Origin of the sequence: Pseudonocardia kujensis (genome assembly GCF_021283305.1) — a bacterium.
GTDB lineage: Bacteria > Actinomycetota > Actinomycetes > Mycobacteriales > Pseudonocardiaceae > Pseudonocardia > Pseudonocardia kujensis.
The window spans coordinates 56,791-81,089 of sequence record NZ_JAJSOK010000007.1; the positions used below are offsets into that span (position 1 = coordinate 56,791).

The 24,299-nt window shown below is 74.4% G+C and carries 27 protein-coding genes and 1 pseudogene; 17 read left to right on the forward strand and 11 right to left on the reverse strand.

Going from position 1 to position 24,299, the window contains the following annotated elements; translation table 11 throughout:
* Positions 1 to 58: 58 nt before the first annotated feature.
* Positions 59 to 1,393, reverse strand: a complete 1,335-nt coding sequence (locus LWC35_RS07525) for an amidohydrolase family protein (RefSeq protein ID WP_232869168.1) — start codon at positions 1,391 to 1,393, stop codon at positions 59 to 61.
* Positions 1,390 to 2,562, reverse strand: coding sequence for a CoA transferase (locus LWC35_RS07530; RefSeq protein ID WP_232869169.1), 1,173 nt, complete (start codon positions 2,560 to 2,562; stop codon positions 1,390 to 1,392). Before LWC35_RS07530 ends, LWC35_RS07525 begins: the two co-directional genes overlap by 4 nt.
* 44 nt (positions 2,563 to 2,606) lie before the next feature.
* Between LWC35_RS07530 and LWC35_RS07535 the strand changes: the two genes are divergently transcribed.
* Together LWC35_RS07535 and LWC35_RS07540 are read left to right on the forward strand one after the other, a co-directional pair.
* The gene (locus tag LWC35_RS07535; protein ID WP_232869170.1) at positions 2,607 to 3,662 is read left to right on the forward strand and encodes an enoyl-CoA hydratase/isomerase family protein; all 1,056 of its coding nucleotides are present in this window, start codon (positions 2,607 to 2,609) and stop codon (positions 3,660 to 3,662) included.
* Entirely contained in the window at positions 3,652 to 4,086 is a 435-nt protein-coding gene (locus tag LWC35_RS07540) for a DUF5709 domain-containing protein (protein WP_232869171.1), read from the forward strand. Before LWC35_RS07535 ends, LWC35_RS07540 begins: the two co-directional genes overlap by 11 nt.
* Positions 4,087 to 4,106: 20 nt before the next feature.
* Here the strand turns inward: LWC35_RS07540 and LWC35_RS07545 are convergent, their stop codons facing one another.
* The gene (locus tag LWC35_RS07545) at positions 4,107 to 4,811 is read right to left on the reverse strand and encodes a response regulator (protein WP_232869172.1); all 705 of its coding nucleotides are present in this window, start codon (positions 4,809 to 4,811) and stop codon (positions 4,107 to 4,109) included.
* Positions 4,808 to 6,025, reverse strand: a complete 1,218-nt coding sequence (locus LWC35_RS07550; RefSeq protein WP_232869173.1) for a sensor histidine kinase — start codon at positions 6,023 to 6,025, stop codon at positions 4,808 to 4,810. The genes LWC35_RS07545 and LWC35_RS07550 overlap by 4 nt, the downstream gene beginning before the upstream one ends.
* A gap of 231 nt (positions 6,026 to 6,256) precedes the next feature.
* Here LWC35_RS07550 and LWC35_RS07555 point away from each other — a divergent pair, with 231 nt between their 5' ends.
* Positions 6,257 to 6,625: a DUF6223 family protein gene (locus tag LWC35_RS07555; protein WP_232869174.1), complete on the forward strand. Its 369-nt coding sequence runs from the start codon at positions 6,257 to 6,259 to the stop codon at positions 6,623 to 6,625.
* Between the two features lie 22 nt (positions 6,626 to 6,647).
* Here LWC35_RS07555 and LWC35_RS07560 read toward each other — a convergent pair whose 3' ends face one another.
* From LWC35_RS07560 to LWC35_RS07580, 5 genes are all read right to left on the reverse strand, one after another.
* On the reverse strand, positions 6,648 to 7,673 hold the full coding sequence (locus LWC35_RS07560; RefSeq protein ID WP_269803747.1) for an alpha/beta fold hydrolase: 1,026 nt from the start codon (positions 7,671 to 7,673) through the stop codon (positions 6,648 to 6,650).
* Positions 7,674 to 7,827: 154 nt separating this feature from the next.
* Positions 7,828 to 8,133 (reverse strand): antibiotic biosynthesis monooxygenase family protein, encoded by a 306-nt coding sequence (locus tag LWC35_RS07565; protein WP_232869175.1) that lies wholly within the window; start codon positions 8,131 to 8,133, stop codon positions 7,828 to 7,830.
* Between the two features lie 90 nt (positions 8,134 to 8,223).
* Complete coding sequence (locus LWC35_RS07570) at positions 8,224 to 9,210, reverse strand: LacI family DNA-binding transcriptional regulator (RefSeq protein WP_232869177.1); 987 nt, start codon at positions 9,208 to 9,210, stop codon at positions 8,224 to 8,226.
* Positions 9,207 to 9,944 carry a DUF2306 domain-containing protein gene (locus LWC35_RS07575; RefSeq protein WP_232869179.1) on the reverse strand — a complete coding sequence of 246 codons (738 nt, stop codon included), beginning with the start codon at positions 9,942 to 9,944 and terminating at the stop codon, positions 9,207 to 9,209. Before LWC35_RS07575 ends, LWC35_RS07570 begins: the two co-directional genes overlap by 4 nt.
* Before the next feature lie 100 nt (positions 9,945 to 10,044).
* The gene (locus LWC35_RS07580) at positions 10,045 to 11,067 is read right to left on the reverse strand and encodes a LacI family DNA-binding transcriptional regulator (RefSeq protein ID WP_232869180.1); all 1,023 of its coding nucleotides are present in this window, start codon (positions 11,065 to 11,067) and stop codon (positions 10,045 to 10,047) included.
* 192 nt (positions 11,068 to 11,259) lie between these two features.
* Here LWC35_RS07580 and LWC35_RS07585 point away from each other — a divergent pair, with 192 nt between their 5' ends.
* The 5 genes from LWC35_RS07585 to LWC35_RS07605 are packed head-to-tail and all read left to right on the forward strand — an operon-like array spanning position 11,260 to position 15,938.
* Positions 11,260 to 12,183 carry a sugar phosphate isomerase/epimerase family protein gene (locus tag LWC35_RS07585; protein ID WP_232869182.1) on the forward strand — a complete coding sequence of 308 codons (924 nt, stop codon included), beginning with the start codon at positions 11,260 to 11,262 and terminating at the stop codon, positions 12,181 to 12,183.
* Positions 12,184 to 12,197: 14 nt separating this feature from the next.
* Positions 12,198 to 13,196, forward strand: coding sequence for a Gfo/Idh/MocA family protein (locus LWC35_RS07590; RefSeq protein ID WP_232869183.1), 999 nt, complete (start codon positions 12,198 to 12,200; stop codon positions 13,194 to 13,196).
* Positions 13,193 to 14,083, forward strand: a complete 891-nt coding sequence (locus LWC35_RS07595; RefSeq protein ID WP_232869184.1) for a sugar phosphate isomerase/epimerase family protein — start codon at positions 13,193 to 13,195, stop codon at positions 14,081 to 14,083. Before LWC35_RS07590 ends, LWC35_RS07595 begins: the two co-directional genes overlap by 4 nt.
* A gap of 59 nt (positions 14,084 to 14,142) precedes the next feature.
* Positions 14,143 to 15,591 carry a sugar porter family MFS transporter gene (locus LWC35_RS07600; protein WP_269803748.1) on the forward strand — a complete coding sequence of 483 codons (1,449 nt, stop codon included), beginning with the start codon at positions 14,143 to 14,145 and terminating at the stop codon, positions 15,589 to 15,591.
* The gene (locus LWC35_RS07605) at positions 15,588 to 15,938 is read left to right on the forward strand and encodes a universal stress protein (protein ID WP_232869185.1); all 351 of its coding nucleotides are present in this window, start codon (positions 15,588 to 15,590) and stop codon (positions 15,936 to 15,938) included. Before LWC35_RS07600 ends, LWC35_RS07605 begins: the two co-directional genes overlap by 4 nt.
* A 249-nt stretch (positions 15,939 to 16,187) precedes the next feature.
* Here the strand turns inward: LWC35_RS07605 and LWC35_RS07610 are convergent, their stop codons facing one another.
* Positions 16,188 to 16,367 carry a hypothetical protein gene (locus LWC35_RS07610; protein ID WP_232869187.1) on the reverse strand — a complete coding sequence of 60 codons (180 nt, stop codon included), beginning with the start codon at positions 16,365 to 16,367 and terminating at the stop codon, positions 16,188 to 16,190.
* Here LWC35_RS07610 and LWC35_RS40860 point away from each other — a divergent pair.
* The 7 genes and pseudogenes from LWC35_RS40860 to LWC35_RS07655 form a co-directional block, all read left to right on the forward strand.
* Positions 16,357 to 17,403 (forward strand): annotated as a pseudogene (locus LWC35_RS40860) (MFS transporter); the annotation flags it as partial. The gene LWC35_RS07610 and the pseudogene LWC35_RS40860 overlap by 11 nt on opposite strands.
* Positions 17,404 to 17,590: 187 nt before the next feature.
* Positions 17,591 to 18,556, forward strand: a complete 966-nt coding sequence (locus LWC35_RS07630; protein ID WP_232869192.1) for an N-acyl homoserine lactonase family protein — start codon at positions 17,591 to 17,593, stop codon at positions 18,554 to 18,556.
* 3 nt (positions 18,557 to 18,559) lie between these two features.
* On the forward strand, positions 18,560 to 18,964 hold the full coding sequence (locus LWC35_RS07635; RefSeq protein ID WP_232869193.1) for a cupin domain-containing protein: 405 nt from the start codon (positions 18,560 to 18,562) through the stop codon (positions 18,962 to 18,964).
* Entirely contained in the window at positions 18,961 to 19,371 is a 411-nt protein-coding gene (locus LWC35_RS07640; protein WP_232869198.1) for a carboxymuconolactone decarboxylase family protein, read from the forward strand. The genes LWC35_RS07635 and LWC35_RS07640 overlap by 4 nt, the downstream gene beginning before the upstream one ends.
* Positions 19,364 to 20,248 carry an NAD(P)-dependent oxidoreductase gene (locus LWC35_RS07645; RefSeq protein WP_232869200.1) on the forward strand — a complete coding sequence of 295 codons (885 nt, stop codon included), beginning with the start codon at positions 19,364 to 19,366 and terminating at the stop codon, positions 20,246 to 20,248. The genes LWC35_RS07640 and LWC35_RS07645 overlap by 8 nt, the downstream gene beginning before the upstream one ends.
* Positions 20,245 to 21,021 carry a carboxymuconolactone decarboxylase family protein gene (locus LWC35_RS07650; protein ID WP_232869201.1) on the forward strand — a complete coding sequence of 259 codons (777 nt, stop codon included), beginning with the start codon at positions 20,245 to 20,247 and terminating at the stop codon, positions 21,019 to 21,021. Before LWC35_RS07645 ends, LWC35_RS07650 begins: the two co-directional genes overlap by 4 nt.
* Positions 21,022 to 21,105: 84 nt before the next feature.
* Positions 21,106 to 21,807 carry a GntR family transcriptional regulator gene (locus LWC35_RS07655; protein WP_232869203.1) on the forward strand — a complete coding sequence of 234 codons (702 nt, stop codon included), beginning with the start codon at positions 21,106 to 21,108 and terminating at the stop codon, positions 21,805 to 21,807.
* 1,151 nt (positions 21,808 to 22,958) lie between these two features.
* On the opposite strand, the gene LWC35_RS07660 is transcribed toward LWC35_RS07655, so the two are convergent.
* Positions 22,959 to 23,525, reverse strand: coding sequence for an Hsp20/alpha crystallin family protein (locus LWC35_RS07660; RefSeq protein WP_232869204.1), 567 nt, complete (start codon positions 23,523 to 23,525; stop codon positions 22,959 to 22,961).
* A 113-nt stretch (positions 23,526 to 23,638) separates the two neighbouring features.
* Here LWC35_RS07660 and LWC35_RS07665 point away from each other — a divergent pair, with 113 nt between their 5' ends.
* A complete protein-coding gene (locus LWC35_RS07665; protein WP_232869205.1) occupies positions 23,639 to 23,803 on the forward strand; it encodes a hypothetical protein in 165 nt (54 codons plus the stop codon).
* Positions 23,804 to 23,887: 84 nt separating this feature from the next.
* Positions 23,888 to 24,220, forward strand: coding sequence for a YrhK family protein (locus tag LWC35_RS07670; protein WP_232869206.1), 333 nt, complete (start codon positions 23,888 to 23,890; stop codon positions 24,218 to 24,220).
* The last annotated feature ends 79 nt before the right edge of the window (positions 24,221 to 24,299 follow it).

The window sequence follows — 24,299 nt, forward strand, 5'->3', positions numbered from 1 at the left end:
GTGGAGAGGGTCGGAATTCGACCCTCCCGCTCCGGAAACGAGGATCACGGCGGCTCGCTCAGCCCCCGTACACCCACCGCCCGCCGATCACCGTCCCTCGCACGAGCGCGGCGGAGGGGGTGGCGAGAGCCGGGGCGAGGGGGCGGTGCAGCAGGACGAGATCGGCGGAGGCGCCGGGGGAGACCCGGCGGGGCGGGCCCCCGGGGTCGTCGGGCGGGGCGAGGTAGGCCTCGACCGCCTGCCGCGCCTCGACGGCCTCACCACGGCCGAGCGGTGCACCGTCGGGGGTGCGGCGGGTCGTCGCCGCGGCGATCACCGCCCACGGGTCGACCGGGCCGTAGGGGGCGTCGGAGGAGAACGCGACCCCCACGCCCGCGTCCAGCAGGCTCCGGCACCGGTAGAGGTCCGCGTGCTCCTCGGCCGGGACCTCCCGCCGGAAGAGGTCGCCCCGGTCGGCCAGGAACCCCGGCTGCGTGACGACGGCGAGCCCCCGCAGCGCCGGGACCAGGTCCTCCGGCACCAGCGCTGCGTGCTCGACCCGGTCCGCGGGCTGTCGCCCGGCCTCGTCGAGCGCGGCCAGCAGCAGCACCAGCGACTCGCGGGTCACGCTGTGCACGGCGACCCCGCGCCCGGCCGCGTGCGCCTCGCGGATCCGCGCCACCAGCGCGTCGAACGGCGGCAGACCGGAGTCGGCGAGCACGATCTTCAGCGGGCCGACCGCGGCCCCGGGCGGCGTGGTCGCCCCGACCGGCAGCCCGAGCAGCGTCACCCGCTGCGGCATCGCCGTCAGCGCCCGTGCGGCGGCCTCGGAGAGATCGGGCGTCGCGTCCGTGACGGCCGTGATCCCGTAGCCCGCCAGCTCGGTGCCGAGGGCGGACAGGTCCGGGAGCCCGGAGCCGGGGAGCCGCGCACGGAGCCAGTCGTCGGCGCGGAACAGCCGGCCGGTCGGGGTGCCGTCGGCCGCCCGCTCCACGCCGGGATGGTCGAGCGGGCCGAGCGCCGCGAGCGCGAGCGAGTTCAGGACCCACAGCGCCCCGCTGCGGTGCTGCACCCGGACCGGACGGTCGGCGTGCAGGGCGTCGAGCCCACGGACGTCGAGGTCGTCGCCGGGATATCCGGTGCCCCGCACCCATCCGTGCGCGTCGGCCCGGGCCGCGGCCAGCGCCGCGGCGAGGTCGGGCACCGAGCAGTCGACCGAGCGGCGGGCCGCGGCGAGCGCGTGCAGGTGCAGATGGTGGTCGACGAGGCCGGGCAGGAGGGCACCCCCGCCGCAGTCGACCGCGGGCCCGCGCAGCGTCCCGACGGGCGACAGCGCGGCCACCAGCCCCTCCCGCACGAGGACGTCGACCCGCTCGCCGTCGACCTCGGCGTCGCGCAGGAGGAGGCCGGTCACCGGATCCCCAGCTCGGCGAGGACGGCCGCGGTGTCGGTGCCGGGACCCGGCGCGGGTCCCGGCACCGGGCGGGCGCGGGGCGCCGCGACCGGCACCGGGCCGGAGAGCGTGTCGACCACCCAGCCAGCACCCTCCCGGCGGGCGCACCCGCCGGGGCTGCCGTCGAGCGTCCGGGCGACGACCTCGGTCATCGCCACGTCGTGCAGCACGCCCGGCGCGGTGAGGGCCAGGGCCGCCGCGGTGAGCCCGGTCAGCGGATCGGCGAGGGCGTCGCCGGCGAAGACGGGCCGACCGGCGGCGTCGTGGGCGACGAGCCCGGCCGAGGCCGCGACGTCGTCGCCGAACCCGATCCGGTTCGACGCCCGGCCCGCCGCGGTGATCGAGATCCAGGTGGCGCCCCGCGCGACCGCCGCCTCGGCGTCGAGCCCGAAGCCGCGCAGGGCCCGCGGCCGGGAGGCCTCGATCACCACGTCGGCCGCTTCCACCAGCGAGGCGAGCGCGTGCCGATCACCGGGCGCGGACGGGTCGAGCACGACCGACCGCTCCCCGGCGTGCAGGAGCGCGTGGAACCGCGGCTCGCCCCGGCGGGCGCCGTCGGGCCGCGTCGGCGTCTCCACCGTGACCACCCGGGCACCGGCCCGCGCGAGCAGGTGCGCACAGAGCGGACCCGCCCACAACGCCCCGAACGACACGACGAGGCGGCCGGCCAGCGAGCGCGGCGCTCCGACCGACCACGCGCCGCACGGCGCGGGCCGCACCGGCGCCGCCGCCACTCCCAGCAGCTCGGCGCGCTCGGCGAGGTCCCGGGCGGGCATCCGGGCCAGGGCGGCGGTGAGCAGCGGCCAGGGATCGTCGTCGGGCAGCGGGTGCTCGACCAGGGCGCCGAGCAGGGCCGGGTCGTCCGGCCGGGCGCACGACACGGCGGCCCAGCCGTCGGCGATCGGCAGGAGCCGGCAGCTCCCGCCGACCGACACCCGGCCGGCCCGCCGGTGTCCGGTGAAGGCGGCGCGCTCCCCGAGCAGGGCGGCCCCGTCGACGCCGAACAGGGACCCCAGATCGGCGGCGGTCGACGCGGCGCGGCCCGGGGGGACCAGGGGAGGACCGTCCGGATGGCCGGTCAGGGGGACGACGCCCGACGCCGCCCAGTCCGCTGCGGCGTCGGTCCCCACGCCCGCACCCTAATCGCTGGTCGCGAGGCTAGGCTCGGTCCGCCATGACCCCGCCCGTGATCCGCCCCGCCGACCTCGCCGACCAGGGTCCGCTGCTCGGCGCGGACGCCCGTGTCGACGGCCCGCTCGTGGGCGTCGACCTCACCGGCCCGCCGACCGACGTCGGGCGCCTCGCCCGGATCGCGCAGGAGTCGGACCGGATCCTGGTCGGCGTGGGGGAGCCCGGCCCCGGCTGGACGCCCCTGGTCCGGGCCCTGGCGCTCACGCTGGTGCCGGTGGGGTGCGACGGCGGCCCGGAGCTCGTCGGCGTCCCCGATCCGGCCGCGGCGCTGGCGGGGTTGCACGCCGCGGCGGAGGCGAACCCGCAGGCCGCGACCGTCCTGGCCGGGTTGCTGCGCTGGTCCGGCACCCTGCCGGTCCCCGCGGCGCTCGACGCCGAGTCCTTCGCCTACTCCACGCTGCTCGGCGGGCCGGAGTTCCGTGCCTGGCTCGCCCGCCGCGGGCCGCGGCCGCAGCCCCCGACCGTCGACGAACCCGTGCGGATCGCGCGGGCCGGCCGCGTCCTGCACCTCACGCTCGACCGGCCCGAGCGGCGCAACGCCTACGGCCGGCAGCTGCGCGACGCCCTCGTCGGCGGGCTCGACCTGGCCCTGCTGGACCCGGACGTCGAGCAGGTGGTGATCGACGGCGAGGGCCCGGCCTTCTGCGCCGGCGGCGACCTCGACGAGTTCGGCACGGCCCCCGACCCGGCCACGGCACACCTGGTCCGGACCCGTGCGGGCGCCGCCCGGCCCGTGCACGCCCTGCGCGACCGCGTCGAGGTCCGGCTGCACGGGCCGTGCGTGGGCGCCGGGATCGAGGTGGCGGCGTTCGCGGGGCACGTCGTGGCGGCGCCGGACACGACCGTCCGGCTGCCCGAGGTCGGGATGGGGCTCGTCCCCGGCGCCGGCGGCACGGTGAGCCTTCCGCGGCGCATCGGCCGGTGGCGCACCCTGTACCTCGCCCTGTCCGGCGCGCCCTGCGACGCGACGACGGCCCTGCGCTGGGGCCTCGTCGACGCCGTCGCCGCGCAGTGCCAGGCTGACGCCCATGAGCCGTGACGACAACGGGCCGGACGTGGACACCGACCAGCTCGAACCCGAGGACACGCTGGACTACCGCGGGGTGGAGGACGTCCTCGACGAGGGCTACTCGCCGCCGGAGCGCCCGTGGGCCGTCGACGACTTCGGGGTCACGCCGGCCGACGAGCACACCGGCGAGGACCTCGACCACCGGCTGGCCCGCGAGGTGCCCGACGACTGGGGCGACGACGAGGACGCGGACTGGGAGTCCGACACCTCGGACACCGACGGCGAGCTGCGCGACGACCAGGTCGGCGACCCGCGCGCGGGGCGTCTCGTCGACGCGGCCGAGGGCGGCGTCTCGGACACCGACCCCGACGCCTGGGCCCGCGACGTCGGCATCGACGGGGCCGCCGCCTCGGCCGAGGAGGCCGCGGTCCACGTCGTCGACGACGAGGAGTAGCGGTCGTCGCCCGACCGTGGTCAGGCAGGAGGCGGCTCGACGAGACGGTGCCGGTAGGCGAGGGCCACCACCTGGGCGCGGTCGCGGGCGCCGAGCTTGGTCATGGCGCGGCTGACGTGGGTCTTGGCCGTGGCGTGGCTGATGGTGAGCGCGGTGGCGATCTCGGTGTTGCTCAGGCCGTGGGCGACGAGGGCGACGACCTCCCGCTCGCGGGCGGTGAGCCGGGCCAGCGCACCGGGGTCGGGCCGGGCCGGCGCGGCCCGCGCGGTCAGCCGGGCGATCAGCCGCCGGGTCAGACCCGGGGACAGCAGCGCCTCGCCACCGGCCACGACCCTGATGCCGCGCAGCAGCTGGGCCGGCTCCGTGTTCTTGATCAGGAAGCCGGCCGCCCCGGCGTCGAGGGCGTCGACGACGTACTCGTCGTGGTCGAAGGTCGTGAGGACGAGGACGTGGACGCCGGCGAGGTCGGGATCGGCGGCGATCCGGCGGGTGGCGCACAGCCCGTCGACGCCCGGCATCCGGATGTCCATGAGCACGACGTGCGGGCGGGTCCGCCGGGCCAGCTCCACCGCGGTGGCCCCGTCGCCGGCCTCGCCGACCACGACCATGCCGGGCTCGGTCTCGACGAGGACCCGGAAGCCGCCGCGCACGAGGGCCTCGTCGTCGGCGATGAGCACGCGGACGGGCTCGGCCGACGGGTCGTCCGGGAGGTGCGCGGACGTCATGAGGAGCCCGGGACGGGCAGCTCGGCGTGCACCTCGAAGCCCCCGTCGGGGTGCGGGGCCGCGGTGAGGCGGCCGGACAGCGCACGGGCCCGCTCGCGCATCCCGGCGATGCCGTGCCCGCGGTCCGTACTCCCGGCGGGTGCGCGGCCGTCGTCGCGGATGCGGACGACCAGCCGCGACGGCTCGTAGGTCAGCGCCAGCCGCACGGTGCGGGCCCCGGCGTGGCGGATCACGTTGGTCAGCGCCTCCTGGACGATCCGGTAGGCGGCCAGGTCGACGGGTGCGGGCAGGGGCCGCGGCTCCCCGTCCACCTGCAGCTCCACGTGCAGACCGGTGGCTTCGGCCGTGTCGCGCAGGTCGGCGAGCCGGTCGAGCCCGCCCCGCGGAGCCAGCGGTTCCCCGGGCGGGCCGTCGGCGCGCAGGACGCCGAGGATCGTCCGGACGTCCGTGAGGCCGTCGTCGCAGATCGTCTTGATCGCGGCGAGCGCCTCCCGGGCCTGCGCGGGACGCTGCTCGGCGACGTGCAGGCCGACCCCGGCCTGCACGCTGACGGTGGCCATGGTGTGGCCGACGACGTCGTGCAGTTCGCGGGCGATCCGCAGCCGTTCTTCGGCCGCGAGCCGGCGCGCCCGCTCCTCACGGGCCTGGGTCTCGCGAGCGTGCTCGGCGCGGGTGACGGCGAGCACCGCCCGGTGGTAGCCGACGGCCGCGCCGGCGCTGCTCGCCGTGGCCGCCAGCAGCACCGCATCGGGGACCACCCCGACGGTCTCGGTGTCGCCGAGCACGACCCGGATCGCGACGATCTGGACCAGCGCGGTGACGACGGCGGACGCGAGGCCCCACCGCCAGCCCCGGAGCGCCGCGAGGGTGGAGCAGCCGATCAGCGGGACCAGGGCGACCAGCCGCCCGGGATAGGGACCGAGGAACCAGAGGAGGGGCACGGCGGCGAGCACCGCCGAGGCCGCGACGGGGTGGCGGCGGCGGATGGCGACCGCACCGGCGGTCGCGAGGGCCAGGGCCGCCGCGCCGGCGTCGGGCGGGCGGGCGTCCGCCACGGCCGGACCGACGCCGACGACCGCGGCGACGAGCAGCGCGGCAGCCACGCAGACCCCGAGACCCGCGTCGACCACGACCGGTGACCACGGGCCGCGACGCGCCGGCTCGACCCCGGTGTCGACCATTCGCCCGCTGCCCTCGATCCGGTCCGCCGTCACCGGTCCATCGTCGCGGTTACCGGCCAGGGAGCGCATCCACCCCGAGCGGTGTCCTGCCTACCACCCGGGTCGACGCCGTCTACCACCGGCGGATGACGTACGGCGCCGGCAGCAGCCGGAAGTGACGTCCCTCGTCCGACGCGCGGGCCGCGGGGCGGCGTCCACCATCGCACCACTCACCCACACACGCGCCGGTTCGACGAGACCGGCGCAGGACCGAAGGGATCCACGATGACCGCCCGTCACCTGCTCGCCGCCCCGGCCGCCGTTCACCTCTCTGCCACCGGCTCTGTGCTCGGCACGGGGCGCACCGTGCCCACCCTCGCCGCCCTGCTCGCGGTGGTCGGCCTCGTCGTCGGGGGGCTGGCCCTGGCTCGTTCCGCCGATCGCGTCGGTCCGGTCAGCAGGCGGGCCGCGGCCTTGGTCGGCCTGGTGCTGGGGCCGCTCGGCGCGGTCGTGGGCGGGCTGCACGCGGCCAACGCCGCCGGCGGTCTCGGTACGGGCAACGGGCTGGCCGGGGCGGTTGCCGCGCTGGTGCTGGGGCTGGCCGGGACGGTCGTCGCCGGGGCGGCGCTGGCCCGCTGCCGCCGCACCGTCTGACCCGACCACGCCGGCCCGGTCGTCACACGGGGACGACCGCGGTGGTGGCTCGGGGGCGTGCGGCCACCAGGCGCCGGCGGAACGAGTCGGTGTCGCCGAGCACCGGGCTGGTGGTGTGCAGGAAGTCGAGCAGCACCTCGGCGAAGCGGGCCGGGTGCGCGGAGTGGGGGAAGTGCCCGGTCCGCTCGAAGACCTCGAGGCGGCTGCGCGGGAGCCGGTCGTGCGCGGCGATGCTGTGGGCGAGCGGGATGACGGCGTCGTCGCTGCCGGCGACGAGCAGGACCGGGAGGTCGGCGAGCAGGTAGAGCCGGCCGGTCCCGTCGAGACGCTGGCCGGACCAGTTCAGCGCGCTGCGGACGGTGTGGAGGAAGGCCTCCCGCGCGCCGTCGTCGGCGAAGGAGGCCAGGGCGCAGGCCAGTTCGTCCAGGTCTGCGCGCGGCACCCCCGGGACGAGCCGGGCGGCCCGGTGCGCGAGCCCGGCGACCCGGCGCGGGGTGAGGGTGTGCGCGACCTTCAGGACCGCGGCCGCCCCGGGCAGGGTCGCGGCCCGCAGGGCGAGGCTCACGTCGGGGCCGAGGCCGCCGCTGGCGTCGAGGACGAGCCGCTCGGTGAGCTCGGGGAACTGGTAGGCGAACTGCATGGCGACACCCCCGCCGAAGGAGTGCCCGACCACCGTGGCGCGGTCCAGCCGCAGCGCGAGCAGCAGATCGCGCAGCCCGGCCGCGTAGGCGCCGAGCGAGTAGTCACCCGTCCGCGGTTTGGCCGACTCCCCGTGGCCGAGCAGGTCCGGTGCGACGACGTGGGCGTGCCTCCCCAGCAGGGGCAGCACCGGCATCCAGGTGGCCGAGCTGCTCGCCAGCCCGTGCAGGAGCACGACGGTCGGCCCGCCGCTGCGGCGTCCGGCTTCCAGGTAGGTCACGCGCTGGTCGTGGAGGACGATCTCGCGGCGCGTGACGGGGGCGGGTGCGGTCGAGCGGGTGCGGCGGCGGAGCCGGGGTGCGCAGGGCGGTACGTCGGGGGCGGGGCGCCGTCGGGAGGGCTGGCTCATCTGGTCCTTCGGTCACGGAGCCGGAGCCGGTGGGACGGCGTCGTCCGCCTCGGCGTCGGTGGGGCGCCGGGGGCATAGCCGGGTTCCGTGATCGATAGTCGGGCCGCGGTTGTCGGGGGCGTCACACGGCGCGTCCGGCTCCGTGCCCGGGGCCTCAGCTCTCGCCGCGCGAGTCGACCACCACCTCGTGCCAGGTGAGCGCGCTGTCGCCCTCCTGCAGACCCTCCATCCGGGTGCGGGTCTCGGCGAACGCCTCGTCCTCGTGCCAGGCCTGCCAGTCGGCCCGGCTCTGCCAGGTCCCGACCACGACCCGCGTGTTCTGGCCGTCGAGCGGGATGAGCAGCTGCCCGCCGACCCAGCCCGGCCGGCCGTGCGCGGCCGCGAGCCGGTCGCGCATCGCGGCGTCCCACTCCGGCTCGGACCCGCGCCTCAGCGTGACCTCGGTGATCACCGTCATCATGTCGGTCGCTCCTTCCGGCGTACCGGCCCGGGGTTCCCCGCTCGGGGGCCGGGCAGTCCGACCACGCGGGGACGGTTCTCCCGGACGGTGTCAGGCGCTGTCCCGCTCCACCACGTGGGCGGGGAAGCGACGCACCGCGTGCCCGGGGTCCCACCGCCCCTCGATGGCGGCGAGGACGACCCCGGCGAGCGGGGTGTCGCCGCCGATGAGGTCGGCGGCGACCGAGGTGAGGCGCGGGCGGAGCAGGTCGCAGAAGGGGTCGTCGTCCATCCCGATCACGGCGACCCGGCCGGGCACGTCGATCCCCGCGTCGGTCAGCGCGCCGAGGAGCAGCCCGGCGTGCCGGTCGGTCGGGCCGACGACGCCGTCGGGCATCTCGCCCCGCTGCCAGTCCGCGACGACCCGGGCGGCGGCGTCGACCTCGGGCCGCATGGGCACGTACCGGGCCTCCAGCCCGCGCTCGGCCGCGGTCGCGAGCACCTCGGCGATCCGGTTGCCCAGCACGTGGTCCGTGGACCGGTCGTCGTGCGACCCGAGAACGGCGATCCGCCGGCAGCCCCGGTCGGCGAGCCGCGTGGCGGCGGCGCGGCCGAGCTCGCCGTCGTCGAGCACGACGGTGGCGGTGAGCTCCGACGACCGGCGGCCGAGCGCGACCGGGACCGTGCCGGCCCCGGCGAGCATCGCGACGCTCTCCTCGGTGAACCGGTCGAGCGTCGCGACGACGGCCGCGGGCCGCAGCGCCAGCCACGCGCGGGCGGCGGCGAGCCCGCTGACGGTGGGGTCGCCGTGGATGAGGAAGGTGTAGCCCGCCTTGCGCACCTCGGACGCGATCCGGACCAGGCCGAAGAAGGGCAGCCGGTCGCTGAGGATCGAGCTGCCGTCGACGTGCCCGACGACGAGGTCGCTGCGCCCCCGCCGCAGCGAGCGCGCGCTGACGTGCGGGACGTACCGCAGCGCCTCCGCGGCCGCGAGCACCTTGGCGCGCGTCTGCTCCGGGATCCGGGCGCCAGGCGTCCGGTTGAGCACGTAGGAGGCGGTCGCCCGGGACACGCCCGCCTGCCGGGCGACGTCGCTCATCGTCGCCGGTCGGGGTCCTGCCGTGCCAGGCGTTCCGTTCGGACCGGTCGTGCCGTCCACCTGGCCGATCCTGCCAGCCACCACTCGGCCACGATCAGGTTCAGTACCCATGACGCCCAGACGGAGACACCGATGGCCTGTGCGATCACCGAGTGTGCAACGTCGGCGTCCGACAGGGCGCCCGGGGCGTACACGGCCAGGCAGAGCGGTGACCACACGCGGTTGGCCACGATGGACCACGTGAGCGCGACGCTGCGCACCATCCAGGCGCGGTGCTGCGCGTACCGGCCCCTCCGGGCGGCCCGATAACCCAGGACGCCGGTGACCAGCCAGAGCGCGCCGAGCGCGGTGTTGCCCGCCTGCTGCACCGGGCCCATCTCGCCGAACGGCGCGACCGTCAGCACCGCCAGCCCGCCCGGGAACACCCCGGCGAACAGGTAGAGCCGCCCGCTCCACCGGTGCACCCGCGGGTGCGAGCGGCGCAGCCATGGCCAGACCTGCAGCACACTGGTCAGCAGCGCGACCGAGCCGAAGGCGATGTGCGCCACCAACATCGGGTAGAAGTGCGGCAGGTCGGGCTGGGGCGGGACGCGCGAGCGCGCCGGATCCAGACCCAGGTACGGCGGCAGCGCGGTGACGAGGAACAGCACCGCCAGGAGCCCGAGCGGCAGGACCCAGGGGCGGCGCCGGAGCGGGACGCGCGGCGTGAGCGGCGGGGCGGTGGGTGCGGTCATGCCCCGATCCTTCGGCGCCGACGACCCCCCGGGCAGCCGACCGGCCCCCGGATCCGGGGTGGGGCCTTCCGGAGGGCGCGGGGCGTCGGGCCCGCGGCCCTCAGCGGCGCTCGCCGCGCACCGGGGGAGCGGTCGTGCCACGGACGACAAGCTCGGGGGTCAGCACGGTCTCGCCCGGCGCACGGTCCGGGTCGTCCAGGCGGGCGGCGGCGGCCCGGACGGCGTGCCGGGCGAGCAGGCCGGCGTCCTGCCGGACCGTCGTGAGGTCGACGTGGGAGAGCCGGGCGAGACGGTCGTCGTTGTAGCCCACCACCGAGACCTGCCCGGGTACGTCGATCCCGTTGCGGCGCAGGGAGTCCAGTAGCCCGAGCGCGCACCGGTCGTTGGCGGCGAGGACCGCCGTCGGCAACTCCGGGCCGGCGAGCAGGGTCTGCGCGGCCGCGATCCCGGCGTCCTCGTGGTACGCCCCGGGCAGCACTCGCGCCCGGTCGCCGAGGCCGCGGGCCGCCAGGGCCGTCAGGTACCCGGTCCGGCGCGCGGCGGCGTTGGGTCCGGTGCCGCCGTCGACGTGCACGATCGCCCGGTGACCCAGGCCGACGAGGTGGTCGACCGCCTGCCGCACGCCCTCCGCGTCGGCACTGTGCACGCTGTCCAGCCCGGGCGCGGCCCGCCCGACCACGACGGCGACGGTTCGGGCGCCGAGCGCGGCGAGGAAGGCGTCGTCGACGTCCGGCCCGAGCAGGACGATCGCCTCGCAGCGGTGCGCGAGCAGGCCCTCGACGGCCGTCGCCTCGTCCCGGCCGGGGGTGCGTGCGGACAGCAGCACCTCGTAGCCCAGCCGCTCGGCCTCGGGGTAGATGGCCTCGACGAGATCGGCCTCGAACGGCTCGCGCACGGTCATCAGCACGCCGAGGGTGCGGCTGCGCCCGCGGGCGAGCAGCCGGGCGGCGCTGTCCGGGCGGTAGTCGAGCTCCTCGGCCGCGGCCAGCACGCGCGCGCGGGTCTCGGCGGAGGCGCCGGGCTGGTCGCGGAAGACGAGGGAGACCAGCGCGCGCGAGACGCCCGCGCGGGCGGCGACGTCGACCATCGTCGGCCGGCGGCGCGGCGGAAGTGGCGTGGCCATGGTGGCATCCTCGCAGTTCACGGGCGGGTCGCGGAGATCGGTGCGGGCCGTTCACGACTATGTCTTGACATACGCACCTTGCGGTCACCATAGTGTGCCACGGCGCGACTAGAGCGCTCTAGTTCCACGACGAGGGTGTCCGTCCCGGACGCTCGCGCACACGGCACCGACGACGACCGGGAGAGCAGCAGCGTGGCCCCTTCATCGACGATCCGGATCGGCTCCGCGCCCGACTCGTGGGGTGTGTGGTTCCCGTCGGATCCCGCTCAGACCCCCGCCGACCGGTTCCTCTCGGAGGTCTCCGGTGCCGGCTACGAGTGGATCGAGATCGGGCCGTACGGCTACCTCTCCACCGACCCGGACGAGCTGCGGGACCAGTGCGCCGAGCACGGCCTGAAGATCTCGGCGGGCACCGTCTTCGAGCACCTGCACCGCCCCGACTCGTGGGACGACGTGTGGAGGCAGGTCACCGACGTCGCCGCGCTGACCGCCGCGGTCGGCGGCGAGCACATCGTGGTCATCCCCGACACCTGGCGCGACCACAGGACCGGTGCACCGCTGGAGGACCGCGTCCTCTCCGACGAGCGCTGGAAGCTGCTCACCACGGGCATGGACGAGCTGGGCCGGCGCATCCTCTCCGAGTACGGCCTGCACGTGCAGTTCCACAGCCACGCGGACAGCCACGTCGGCCACCAGCACGAGATCGAGCGCTTCTGCGAGAACACCAACCCGGAGTACGTGAACCTCTGCCTCGACACCGGGCACGTCTCGTACTACGGCGGCGACAACGTCGCGCTGATCAAGAAGTACCCGGAGCGCATCGGCTACCTGCACCTCAAGCAGGTCGACCCCGCGATCATCGCCCGGGTCGAGGTCGAGGACCTGCCGTTCCCGGAGGCGGTCAGGCTCGGCGCCATGATCGAGCCGCCGTTGGGCGTGCCGGACATGCGCGAGGTGCTCGCCGCGGTCGAGGAGCTCGACCGCGACATCTACGCGATCGTCGAGCAGGACATGTACCCCTGCCCGCCGGACCGGCCGCTGCCCGTCGCGCGGCGCACCCACACCTACCTCGCCGGCTGCTCGGGCCGGCTCGACATCGGCACCCCGAAGGCCTGAGAGGACGAGCAGACATGTCCGACGATCTCCGCATCGCCGTGGTCGGCGTGGGCAAGATGGGCTCCTTCCACGTCGACAGCCTCACCCGCCGCGTCCGCGGCGCCCGCGTGACCGTGGTCAACGACTACTCGCACCTGCAGGCGGAGAAGGTCGCCGGCCGGATCGGGGCCCGCACCGTCGCCGACCCGTTCGAAGCCATCGGGGCCGACGACGTCGACGCCGTCGTGCTGGCCAGCCCCGGCTTCGCCCACGAGAAACAGGTCCTGGCGTGCCTCGAGCGCGGCATCCCGGTGCTCTGCGAGAAGCCGCTGACCATGGACGGCCCGTCCTCGTACGGGGTCGTGAAGGCGCAGGCCGAGAGCGGCCGCGACCTGATCCAGGTCGGCTTCATGCGCCGGTTCGACAGCGAGTACGTCGCGCTGCGCGAGCTGATCATGAGCGGCTCGGTCGGCGCCCCGCTGATGCTGCACTGCACGCACCGCAACCCCACGGTGCCGGACTCCTTCAACTCGGCGATGGCCATGGCCGACTCCGTGGTGCACGAGGCGGACTGCACCCGATTCCTGCTCGGCGAGGAGGTCGCGGCGGTCACCGTGCTGCGCGGCACGTCCACCTCGGCCGCGCCCGAGGGCGTCTCGGACCCGATGCTCGTGCTGTTCGAGACCGAGTCCGGCCGGCTGGTGACGGTCGAGAGCTTCGTACGCACCCAGGTCGCCTACGAGGTCCGCACCGAGCTCGTCGCGGAGAAGGGCAGCGCGACGATCGGGCTCGACCAGAACCTGGTGGTCAAGCAGGCCGGGCGCTGGGGCGGCACCATCGCCCCCGACTTTGTGGTCCGCTTCGGGCAGGCCTACGACTCCCAGATGCAGCGCTGGGTCGACGCCGCCCGCCGCGGAACGATCGACGGCGCCGGCGCCTGGGACGGCTACGCGGCCGCCGCCATCTGCGAGGCGGGCGTCGAGGCGGTCCGCACCGGCAGGCGCACCGAGGTGAAGCTGGAGGCGCGCCCGTGAAGCTCGCCCTCGACCCGCAGATGTTCTACGCCACCCACTCGGTGCAGGAGCTGCCCGACGTCGTGGCGAAGATGGGGTACCGCTGGATGGAGCTGTCCCCGAAGGCGGACTTCATCCCGTTCTTCGGCCACCCGCGCGTCGACGACGCCGGGGTGGCCACGCTGCGCAAGCGGGCCGCCGACGCCGGGGTCGGGATCGCCTCGGTGCTGCCGGTGCTGCGCTGGTCGGGTCCGGGCGAGGAGGAGCGTCGGGCCGCGGTGCGGGCCTGGAAGCGGGCGATCCAGATCACCGTCGACCTTGGCGTGGACACCATGAACTCCGAGTTCAACGGCCGCCCGGAAGGCGCGGAGGTCGCCGAGGCGCAGTTCCTGAAGTCCCTCGACGAGCTGATCCCGATCTTCGAGCGGGAGGGCGTCAAGCTGGTGCTCGAGCCGCACCCGGACGACTTCATCGAGGACGGCCACGCCGCCGTCGACCTGGTCCGCGGGCTCAACCGGGACTGGATCTCGTTCCTGTACTGCACCCCGCACACCTTCCACCAAGGCGGTACCGGCGGAGACCCGGCCGGGATCATCGGCCGGGCGGCGGAGAAGGTCACCTACGTGCACCTGGCCGACACCCTGGACCACACGGCGTCGAACGGGCTGCGCTACATCGTCAACCCGCCCGGCTCGACGGTGCGGGTGCACCAGCACGCCGAGATGGGCCGCGGCGAGGTCGACTTCGACGCGGTGTTCGCCGCGCTCGCCTCCGTCGGGTTCGACGGCGTGGTCTCCTCCTGCGTGTTCGGCTGGGAGTCCGACGCCGAGGGCATCAGCGTGCGGCAGCGCGAGAAGGCCACCGCCCTGGTCGAGAAGCACTTCGGCGCCGACCGCCTGAACGCCTGACCGTCCGGCCGCGAGGGGACGGTGCCCCGCGCGGCACCGTCCCCTCGCGAAGGAACCCCTTGTCCCACGACACGCACGACGCGGTGCCGTCCGGTCCGACGACGGAGACCCTCGGCCCGCACACGCGGCGGCTGAAGCTCCTCACGGTCGTCGCCACCTTCGGCGGCCTGCTCTTCGGCTACGACACCGGCGTGATCAACGGCGCCCTGCCGTACATGACCGACGACCTGGGCCTGACCCCGGCCACCGAGGGCGTCGTCACGAGCTCCCTGCTGCTCGGCGCGGCCCTCGGCGCCTTCCTCGGCGGGCGTGTCTCCGACCGACGCGGCCGCCGCACGATGATCCTCCGGCTGGCGGTGCTGTTCGCCGTCGGCACCCTGATCTGCACGTTCGCGCCGGGTGTCGGCGTCATGGTGTTCGGCCGTGTGGTCCTCGGCCTCGCCGTCGGCGGCGCGTCCGTCACGGTGATCGCCTACCTGTCCGAGGTCTCGCCCGTCGAGCGGCGCGGCCGGCTCGTCACGCAGAACGAGCTCATGGTCGTGAGCGGCCAGCTGCTCGCGTTCGTCGGCAACGCCGTCATCGGCGGGGTGTGGGGCGAGGCCGGCGGCGTCTGGCGCTGGATGCTGGTGATCGCCACGCTGCCCGCGGTCGCGCTGTGGGCCGGCATGCTCGCGATGCCCGAGAGCCCGCGCTGGCTCGCCTCGCGCGGCCGGTTCGGCGAGGCGCTCGCGGTGCTGCAGCAGGTGCGCGACGCGAAGCGGGCGGAGGCCGAGCTCGCCGAGGTGCGCGCGCTCGCCGAGGAGGACGAGGCCGCCCAGACCGCGGGCTGGCGCGACCTCGCCGTGCCGTGGATCCGCCGCATCGTGGTCGTCGGACTAGCGATCGCCGTGATGCAGCAGATCACCGGCGTGAACTCGATCATGTACTACGGCACGCAGATCCTCACCGAGTCCGGCTTCGACCGGGACGGTGCGCTGATCGCCAACATCGCCAACGGCGTGATCTCCGTGCTGGCCACGTTCGTCGGGATCTGGCTGCTCGGCCGGGTGCGGCGGCGCCCGATGCTGATCGTCGGGCAGATCGGGACCTTCTGCGCGCTGCTGCTCGTCGGCGTGTTCTCCCTGGTGCTGCCCGAGGGCGTCAGCCGCGCGTCGGTGGTGCTGGCGCTGACCGTGACCTTCCTGGCCTTCCAGCAGGGCGCGATCTCCCCGGTGACCTGGCTGATGCTCTCCGAGATCTTCCCGCTCAAGCTCCGCGGCCTCGGCATGGGCGTGTGCGGGCTGATGCTGTGGATCGTGAACTTCCTGGTCGGCCTGCTGTTCCCGATCCTGGTGGCGGCCATCGGGATCTCCGCGACCTTCTTCCTGTTCGCCGGCCTCGGCGTGTGCGCCATGCTGGTGGCGAAGGCGATCGTGCCGGAGACCAAGGGGCGGACCCTGGAGCAGCTCGAGCGCGACTTCAAGCACGGGGGCGCGCCGGCACGGGACATGGCAAAGGTGACGCGATGACGGTGATGGTGGCGGTCCCCGACTCGCCGGAGGGGCGGACGGCCCTGTCGGCGGCGCTCGACGAGACGCGCCTGCGCGACACGGACCTGGTCGTGCTCAACCTGGCCCTCGACCCGCTCGACGTCGTCGGGATGCCGAGCGACCTGCCGATCACGGTCCGGGAGCGCACCGGGCACGCCGACCTCGCCGACAGCGTCCTCGCCGCCCTCGACGAGTACGCCGGCACGGTCGACCTGCTGGTCATCGGGATGAAACGCCGCACGCCGATCGGCAAGGCGTTGCTGGGCAGCCTCTCCCAGCGCCTGCTGCTGGAGGCCGACGTCCCGGTGCTGGCCGTCAAGCGCTGAACGACCGGAGGGGTTCGCCGGCCAGGAGTGGCAGGGCGGCAGCCCGCGCAGGAGGCTGGGGTCGAGGGCGCGGGCGACGTCGCCGTCGCCGTCGCCGTCGCGGAGAGATGTCACGCGGCGGGCCGTTGGTGTCTGACAGTCGCGGGAACCTGCTCCTCGCAGAGGGCTCGATCGGACCAGTGGCCGTTGACTGTCCTGCGGGTTCGTGGTTACGGTCCGCACGATGATTGTCAGACAGGCTGACAATTATCAGGTGCGCAACGGTGCGACGAGATGGGACTGCGCGATGGCGGGCAGTGACACCAGTGACAGGAACCGAGCGGTGCGGGCCGGGTACCGCGGCGAGGTCGAGACCCCGGAGCGGGCGGCGAAGCGCCGGTCCGCGACCCGCGGGGCGTTCTTCGCCGAGTTCGTCGACATGTTCGACATCTACCTGCCGACCGTGATCCTCACCCCGGCCCTGATCTACTTCCAACCGGCGGGGATGTCCGCGGGGCTCTCCGCGATCCTGACCTCGCTCGTGTTCGCCACGACCCTCATCGGCCGCCCGATCGGCGCGGCGATCTTCGGCGGGCTCGCGGACCGGGTGGGCCGCCGCCGGGCCACGATCACCTCGGTCTCCGGCTTCGGCGTGATCACGCTGCTCATCGCGTTCGTCCCGGGCTATGCCACGATCGGGATCGCCTCCTACTGGCTGTTGATCCTGCTGCGCTTCCTCGACGGGATCTGCCTGGGCGGCGGCTACACGGGAGCGCTGCCGCTGGCGATGGAGTACGCGCCGAAGCACAAGCGCGGCCTGCTGGGCGGGGTCATCCTCGCCGCCTTCCCGCTGGCCTACATCGTGATCAACCTCGTCGGGATGGCCTCGTTCGCGCTGTTCCCGCTGGCGGGGCCGGACTCGCCCTACGCGGTGTGGGGCTGGCGCGTCCCGTTCGTCCTCGGCGCGCTCCTGGCGGCCGTGCTGGTGCTGTACTACGTGCGCTACGTCTCGGAGTCCGAGATCTGGGAGGCCTCGGAGAAGAAGTCCGCGCCGCTGAAGAACCTCTTCACCGGTCCCAGTGGTCGCAGCTTCCTGCAGGTCTTCGCGATGATGACCGGGTTCTGGCTGACCCAGAACATGGTCACGCTGTTCCTGCCGACCACCGTGTTGCACACCGTGCTGAAGCTCAGCGGGAGCCAGCTCACCACGGCGCTGCTGATCGCCTACGCCTGCCTGGTCGTCAGCTACATCGGTTCCGGAGTGATCGCCCAGCGGATCGGGCGCCGGAGGTTCTTCGTCGTCCTCGGCGCGCTCATCGCGGTCGGCGGGTCGACGCTGATGGCGCTGCTCATGAACGGGGCCCACCTGTCGTACGGCGCGATCGTGCTCCTCGTCTGCGTGTTCTCCGTGCTGGTCACGGCACCGTGGGGTGTGGTCCTGCCCTACATCAACGAGCGCTTCCACACCGACGTCCGGGCCTCGGCGTTCGGCCTCGGCTTCAGCGCGTCGGTGATCATCCCGTCCTTCTACGCCTTCTTCTACGCGGGCCTGAACCAGGTCGTCCCGGCGGCCGTCGCCGCGGCCCTGCTGCTGGGATCGGCGGGGTCCTCGGGGCGGTGGGCGCGGCGGCGGGCCCGGAGACGAAGGACGTCGACTTCACCAGGGCGGCCTGATGGCCTACGAGGTCCTCGCCGTGCGCTACGGCACCCGAAGCACGCGGCGGTCGGAGGTCTTCCTCAACCACCACGTCTACGGCGAGCCGGACGCCGCGCTGCCGATGGACTACTTCTTCTGGGTCGTCCGCGACGGCGAGCGGACGGTCGTGGTCGACTGCGGCTTCGGCGCCGGGCCCGGGGCCCGCAGGCGGCGCACGATGCTGGTGGACCCGGTGGCGGCGCTGCGCGGCCTGGGCATCGAGCCCGCGGCCGTCGAGCAGCTCGTGGTCACCCACGCCCACTACGACCACATCGGCAACCTCGACCGCTTCCCGGCGGCCGAGATCGTGCTCGCCCGCCGCGAGCTGGACTTCTGGACCGGCCCGTACGCGGGCCGGCTGCAGTTCGCCCACTCCACCGAGCCCGACGAGCTCGGCCTGCTCGCCGAGGCCGCCGCCGACGGGCGGGTCCGGCTGGTCGAGGACACGCTCGATCTCGCGCCCGGCTTCGAGCTGGTGACGGTCGGCGGGCACACGCCCGGGCAGCTGGTCGCGCAGGTCGCCACGGCCGGCGGTGCCGTGGTGCTGGCGGCGGACGCGCTGCACCTCTACGAGGAGCTCGAACGGGACCGGCCGTTCTTCGTGGTCGCCGACCTCGCCGACATGTACCGCGGCTTTGACCTGCTGCGTGAGATGACCGAGGACCCCGGTCGGGTGCTGCTCGCCGGACACGATGCCGCCGTGCCGGAGCGGTTCCCGGACCGCGTGCCGGGGCTGGGCCCGCCGCTCGCCGACCTGGTCGTCCGGGTCGCGCGGGGGGAGGGGGTGGAGCCGGTGGCGGACCCGGCCGAGGGCCGGCTCGGCGTCCCCACCCCGAACGCCACGGGCCCGATCGCCGGCGACGGCGACCTGACCGACGACCGGGTCGTCGACGCGCTCGGCGACGTCGCCGGCGGGGTCCGAGTGCACGACCAGGAAGGATGACCAGTGCAGATCGTTCGGGGCCGTGCCCCTGACACCACACCGACCCGGAACCGGACGGAGACCTTCACCGGCACGGTCTGGGGTGATCCGGTGCCGCCGACCACCGCCGAGCACGACACGGTGAACCCGGCGACCATCACGACGGGCACGCGCACGTACCGGCACCACCCCACCCGGGGCCGGCTGCTCGACCTCGCCGCCGGGACGGGCTGGGTCTGCCCGCGCGGCGAGCGGCAGGGGGTCGTCCGGGCCGGCGACCTCGTGTGGGTGCCCCCGGGCGAGCAGCACCGGCACGGCGGGACCGCGGAGACGGTGCCGACGCACCTCGCGTTCTCCGTCGGGCCGACGAGCCGGCTCGAGGAGGTCACCGAGGCGGACTACCTCGTGGGGCAGGAGGTGGCCCGATGACCGACGACCGGTACGAGCGGGGCCTCGGCATCCGCCGCGAGGTGCTCGGCGACGCGCACGTGGACCGCTCGCTGGAGGGCGTGAGCGACTTCTCGCGGCCGGTCCAGGAGTACGTCACGCAGAACGTCTGGGGCGAGCTGTGGAGCCGGCCGGGCCTCGACCGGCGCACCCGCAGCCTCCTCAACCTGGTCATGCTCACGGCGCTCAACCGCAGCCACGAGCTCGCCGTGCACGTCCGGGGTGCGGTGACCAACGGCTGCACCGAGACCGAGATCCAGGAGGCGCTGCTGCAGACCGCGGGGTACTGCGGGGCGCCCGCCGCGCTGGAGTCCTTCCGGGTGGCCGAGCGGGTGCTGCGCGAGATCGCCGCCGAGTCCGTCGACGTCGCGGGGAACGGTCATGGATGACGTGCTCGACCCCGTGGGCTTCGTCGGCCTGGGCCGGATGGGCACGCCGATGGTGCGGCGGCTCGCGGCCGGGGGAGTGACGGTGCACGGGCACGACGCCGCGCCCGGGGTGGCCGAGGGGCTCGCCGACGTCGTCGTCCCGCTGCCGAGCGCCGCCGCCGCGGCCGAGGGCGCCCCCGTCGTGATCCTGATGCTGCCGGACTCCGGGGTGGTGGAGAAGGTCGCCGACTGCGGCCTGCTCGCCGTCCTCGCGCCGGGCACGCTGCTGGTGGACATGAGCACGTCGGAGCCGCTGCGGACGCGGGCGTTGGCGGAGCGGGTCGCCGAGCGGGGCGCAACGCTCGTCGACGCCCCGGTGTCCGGGGGAGTGGCGGGCGCCGAGGCCGGCACGTTGACGATCATGGTCGGCGGCCCCGCCGACGCCGCCGACCGGCTCACCCCGCTGCTGTCCCTGATGGGCCGGGTGCGTCACGTCGGCGGGACGGGCGCGGGGCACGCGCTCAAGGCGCTCAACAACCTGCTCTCGGCGTCGCACCTGCTCGCGACCTCCGAGGCGATCCTCGCGGGGGAGCGCTTCGGGCTCGACCCCACAGCCATGCTCGATGCGATCAACGGCTCCAGCGGCCGCAGCGGGTCCACCGAGACCAAGTGGCCCGAGCACATCGTCCCGGGCACCTACGCCTCCGGCTTCACCGCGGGGCTGATGGTCAAGGACCTGCGGATCGCGCTGGGGCTGGCCGAGGCCGTCGACGCGCCCCGCGGACACGCCGAGCGCACCCTCGCGCTCTGGAGCCGCGCCGTCGACACGCTCGGACCCGGGGCCGACCACACCGAGATCGAACGATGGCTGCGGGAGCGGCCGGAGGAGGACCAGTGACCGCGACCGAGACGCTCACGGCGGAGCAGCAGCGCCTCAAGGACGAGTTCGTGCGCGTCGGCGGCACCTGGGGCGAGCCGTGGCAGCGGATCCTCGAGCTCGACCCGGCGTTCCTCGAGGCCTACCTGCACTTCTCGGCCGTGCCGTGGACCCGGGCGTCGCACCTGGCACCCAAGGTCAAGGAGCTCGTCCAGCTCGCCGCCGACGCCGCGGCGACCCACCTCTACGAGCCCGGCATCCGCCAGCACGTCGCGGCCGCGCTCCGGCACGGCGCCACCCCCGCCGAGATCATGGAGGTGCTGGAGCTGACCAGCACGCTCGGGATCCACGCCTGCAACATCGGGGTGCCACTGCTGCTCGAGGTACTCGAGGAGGAGGGGGTCCGCACGCAGCCGACCCCGCTGGACGAGCGCCGGGAGAAGCTGAAGGCGGAGTTCACGGCCAACCGCGGCTACTGGCACGAGTTCTGGGAGGGGATCCTCGAGCTCGCACCGGACCTGTTCGAGGCGTACGTGGAGTTCTCCTCCGTGCCGTGGAAGACGGGCACGCTGGAGCCGAAGGTCAAGGAGATGATCTACATCGCCTTCGACGCCTCGGCCACCCACCTCTACGTCCCCGGCCTCAAGCTGCACCTGCGCAACGCCGTGCGGCTCGGTGCCACGCAGGACGAGCTCATGGAGGTGCTGTCGATCGTCAGCGTGATCGGCATCCACGCGGCGACGACCGCGGCGCCGATCCTCGCCTCGGTCGTCGCCGAGCAGGAGAACGGGTGAGTGTCGTCCGGACCGCCGGTCGGGTGGCGGGGCGCTGCGCCGTGGCGCCCGCCCGGCGGCCCGGGGCCGACTACTGTGCGCCTGGTGACGGCAGGTGAGGAGACGGGCACCTTCCGCGGCATCCGGGTCGGCCGGATCGCCGCGCCCCTGCGCGAGCAGGTGATCGACGGGCTGCGCACCGCGATCCTCGAGTTCGAGCTCCGGCCCGGGCAGCGGCTCGTGGAACGCGAGCTCATCGAGCAGACGGGCGTGTCCCGCGCGACCATCCGGGAGGCGCTGCGCGAGCTGGCCGCCGAGGGGCTCGTGGTCACGGTGCCGCAGAAGGGGGCGATGGTCTACCGGCCCTCGGCCGACGAGGCGCGGGACCTCTACGCGGTGCGGGCCTCGCTGGAGGCGCTCACGGTGCGCCGGTTCATCGAGCGGGCGAACGCGGCGCACCACGACCGGCTCCGCGCCACGGTCACCGCCCTGGAACAGGACGTCGAGGACGGCGCGGACATGCACCGGCTGTTGCGCGACAAGGACCGCTTCTACACCGAGCTGCTCGCCGGGGCGGACAGCCCGACCATCGAGCGGATCCTGGGCGGGGTGCAGGCCCGGGTCCGCCTGCTGCGCGCCACGTCCATGTCGCAGCCCGGCCGCGCGGCGCAGATGGCCGCCGAGATGCGCGCACTGGTCGACGCGATCACCGCGCGGGACGTCCCCGCCGCCGAGCGGCTCTGCATCGAACACCTCGAACACGCCGCGGCCACCGGCCTGGCCGGCCTGGACGGGGTGGGGGAGTAGGGGCTCCGGTGGGACCCGACCCTGACCGTGATCAGCGGTCGTGGACGGGTAGTTGTCCGACCGTCGCGCTCCAGGATCGATGCTCATGGATCGGGCTCTCGGCCGTGGTCGGAGGCGTGATCACTGGTGCTGGACGGTGACGGGCGATTTCCGACCGTGTCGCTCCGGAGGTGGTGGTCATGGTCGGGAGGGACGTGCCCAGCCGGCGTGATCACCATGACTGGACCCAGTCGGTTCTCTCTGAGCTTCGCGCTCCACAACTGGTGATCATCGGGCGTGCCGTGGTGGTGGTGAGAGCCGTGATCAGCGGTGCTGGACGGAGAGGGTCGATTTCCGACCGTCGCGCTCCTGAGTTGGTGATCATGGGGTGGTGATCATGGGGCGTGTGCCGTGGTGGTGGTGAGAGCCGTGATCGGCGGTGCTGGACGGAGAGGGTCGATTTCCGACCGTTGCGCTCCTGAGTTGGTGATCGTGGGGCGTGCCGTGGTGGTGGCGAGAGCCGTGATCGGCGGTGCTGGACGGAGAGGGTCGATTTCCGACCGTCGCGCTCCTGAGTTGGTGATCATGGGGCGTGCCGTGGTGGGGGCGAGAGCCGTGATCAGCGGTGCTGGACGGAGAGGTCGATTTCCGACCGTCGCGCTCCAGAATCGACGATCATGGGCTTGCCATGGCCGCGCTGAGAGCCATGATCAGCAGGGCTGGACGGAGCGAGTCGTTTTCCGACCGTCGCGCTCCCCGCTCAGTGATCATGCACCGCGGTCCGGGAGTGAGAGGCCGTGATCACTGGTGTCGGACACGGCCGGGCGATTCTCGAGCGTCGCGTTCCCCGCTTGATGGCCTTGTCGGCCGGTGCCGGGTGATATCGGCCCGTGATCACCAATCCTGGAGGGAGGTGGTCGATTTCCGACTGTCGTGCTCCACGATTGGTGATCACGCAACGCGGTCGGGGGAGGGGCTGTGATCACCAACGGTGGAGGCAGCCGGCCGGTCTCCGACCGGCGTGCTCCAGGACTCGTGATCATGGAAGCCGCTGGGCCGGGATGGAGCGCGACCCGAGTCGTCCTGCGCGCCTCGAGAACGGCGACGGCACCCCGCCCGTCGGACGGGGTGCCGTCCTCACTCGTCGGCCGGGCCAACCCGGCCGGCCGCGCTCACTCCTGCTCGGAGCCCTTGTCGGAGCCCTTGTCGGAGCCCTTCTCGGAGCCCTTCTCGGAGCCCTTCTGGGAGATCTCCTCGGACGTCTCGGTCTCCTGCACCGGCAGCGCGGCGGCCGGGACCTGCACCGGGATGCTGGTCACGCCCGGCTTCCGCGGCTCGGCGTAGACGCCCGCCACGCGGACCTTCAGCACGCCCGCCTCGTAGGAGGCGCTCACCGCGTCGGCGGTGACGTGCTGCGGCAGGGCGAAGCTGCGGCGGAAGGAGCCGTAGCGGACCTCGCGGAACCGGCGGCCGCCGGTCTCCTCGTTCCGCTCGTCACGGCGCTCACCGTGCACGACGAGCCGGCCCTCCTCGACGTCCACGTGCACGTCGGCGGCGGGGTCGAGGCCCGGGACCTCCAGGGAGACCAGGGCGTCGTCGCCGTCCCGGGTCACGTCGGCGGCCGGGGTGAACCCGGTCTCCGGGCGCGCGAAGCGCACGGGGGACGGGCCGAAGGCGCGGCGGACGAGGGCGTCGAACTCGGCGAAGAAGGGGTCGCGGCGCGGGATCAGGGTGCTCATGGCGCTCTCCTCGAAGCTGGTCGCTGGCGGGGTTCGCATCGTATGGCTCAGTAAACCTGAGCCGTATCGGCTCAATTCCCAGCCTAGGAGGTGGACCGCGTCACAGTGGAGGCGTGACGGAGGAACGGAGCTTCGACCGGGACGACGAGCCGGGCGGCGACCCGGTCTGCTGGCTGCACGAGCTGTGCCCGACCTGCGGGGCGATGCCCACCGACGAGCCGTCGGCCCCGCCGGGCCGGTGCTGGCGGTGCGGCGAGCCCTTCCCGAAGGACGACTGAAAGGTTCGTGCTGCAACCACCGAGGTAGCCCTCCCGGGACGGGCCGGCACCCCGCGGCCCCGGACGACCGAGGAGGACCCACCGGTGAGGACCGCCGCCCGCAGCCGGATCTTCGACCCGCGCCGCCCGTCCGCGAGCCCGCGGCACCGCGCGGTCTACGGCCGCTACCAGAAGGTCTACACACTGGTGGAGTTCGCGGCGGCCGTCGCGTTCGTGATCGGGAGCGTGTGCTTCTTCTCCGACGCCCTCACGCTGCAGGCCGACTGGCTCTTCCTCGTCGGGTCGATCCTCTTCGCCGTGCGCCCGACCGTGGCGGTCGCCCGCGAGACCCACCTCGCCCGCATCCCGGTGCCCGGCCCGGAGGAGGAGCGGAATTCCGAACACGGCCACCCCGAACCGAGCAGCCACGCCGCCTGACGCCCCTGACGCCCAGGCCCCGGACAGCACTGTGCGCGGCCCGTGGTTCCTCAGCGCCACCCACCGCGCACGTGCGGCA

Coding starts and splice junctions, on each gene's coding strand:
- LWC35_RS07535 (WP_232869170.1), top strand. CDS start 2,607: ATGACCCCGCCCGTGATCCGCCCCGCCGACCTCGCCGACCAGGGTCCG.
- LWC35_RS07540 (WP_232869171.1), top strand. CDS start 3,652: ATGAGCCGTGACGACAACGGGCCGGACGTGGACACCGACCAGCTCGAA.
- LWC35_RS07545 (WP_232869172.1), bottom strand. CDS start 4,811: ATGACGTCCGCGCACCTCCCGGACGACCCGTCGGCCGAGCCCGTCCGC.
- LWC35_RS07555 (WP_232869174.1), top strand. CDS start 6,257: ATGACCGCCCGTCACCTGCTCGCCGCCCCGGCCGCCGTTCACCTCTCT.
- LWC35_RS07560 (WP_269803747.1), bottom strand. CDS start 7,673: ATGAGCCAGCCCTCCCGACGGCGCCCCGCCCCCGACGTACCGCCCTGC.
- LWC35_RS07565 (WP_232869175.1), bottom strand. CDS start 8,133: ATGATGACGGTGATCACCGAGGTCACGCTGAGGCGCGGGTCCGAGCCG.
- LWC35_RS07570 (WP_232869177.1), bottom strand. CDS start 9,210: ATGAGCGACGTCGCCCGGCAGGCGGGCGTGTCCCGGGCGACCGCCTCC.
- LWC35_RS07575 (WP_232869179.1), bottom strand. CDS start 9,944: ATGACCGCACCCACCGCCCCGCCGCTCACGCCGCGCGTCCCGCTCCGG.
- LWC35_RS07580 (WP_232869180.1), bottom strand. CDS start 11,067: ATGGCCACGCCACTTCCGCCGCGCCGCCGGCCGACGATGGTCGACGTC.
- LWC35_RS07590 (WP_232869183.1), top strand. CDS start 12,198: ATGTCCGACGATCTCCGCATCGCCGTGGTCGGCGTGGGCAAGATGGGC.
- LWC35_RS07605 (WP_232869185.1), top strand. CDS start 15,588: ATGACGGTGATGGTGGCGGTCCCCGACTCGCCGGAGGGGCGGACGGCC.
- LWC35_RS07610 (WP_232869187.1), bottom strand. CDS start 16,367: ATGTCGAACATGTCGACGAACTCGGCGAAGAACGCCCCGCGGGTCGCG.
- LWC35_RS07630 (WP_232869192.1), top strand. CDS start 17,591: ATGGCCTACGAGGTCCTCGCCGTGCGCTACGGCACCCGAAGCACGCGG.
- LWC35_RS07640 (WP_232869198.1), top strand. CDS start 18,961: ATGACCGACGACCGGTACGAGCGGGGCCTCGGCATCCGCCGCGAGGTG.
- LWC35_RS07645 (WP_232869200.1), top strand. CDS start 19,364: ATGGATGACGTGCTCGACCCCGTGGGCTTCGTCGGCCTGGGCCGGATG.
- LWC35_RS07660 (WP_232869204.1), bottom strand. CDS start 23,525: ATGAGCACCCTGATCCCGCGCCGCGACCCCTTCTTCGCCGAGTTCGAC.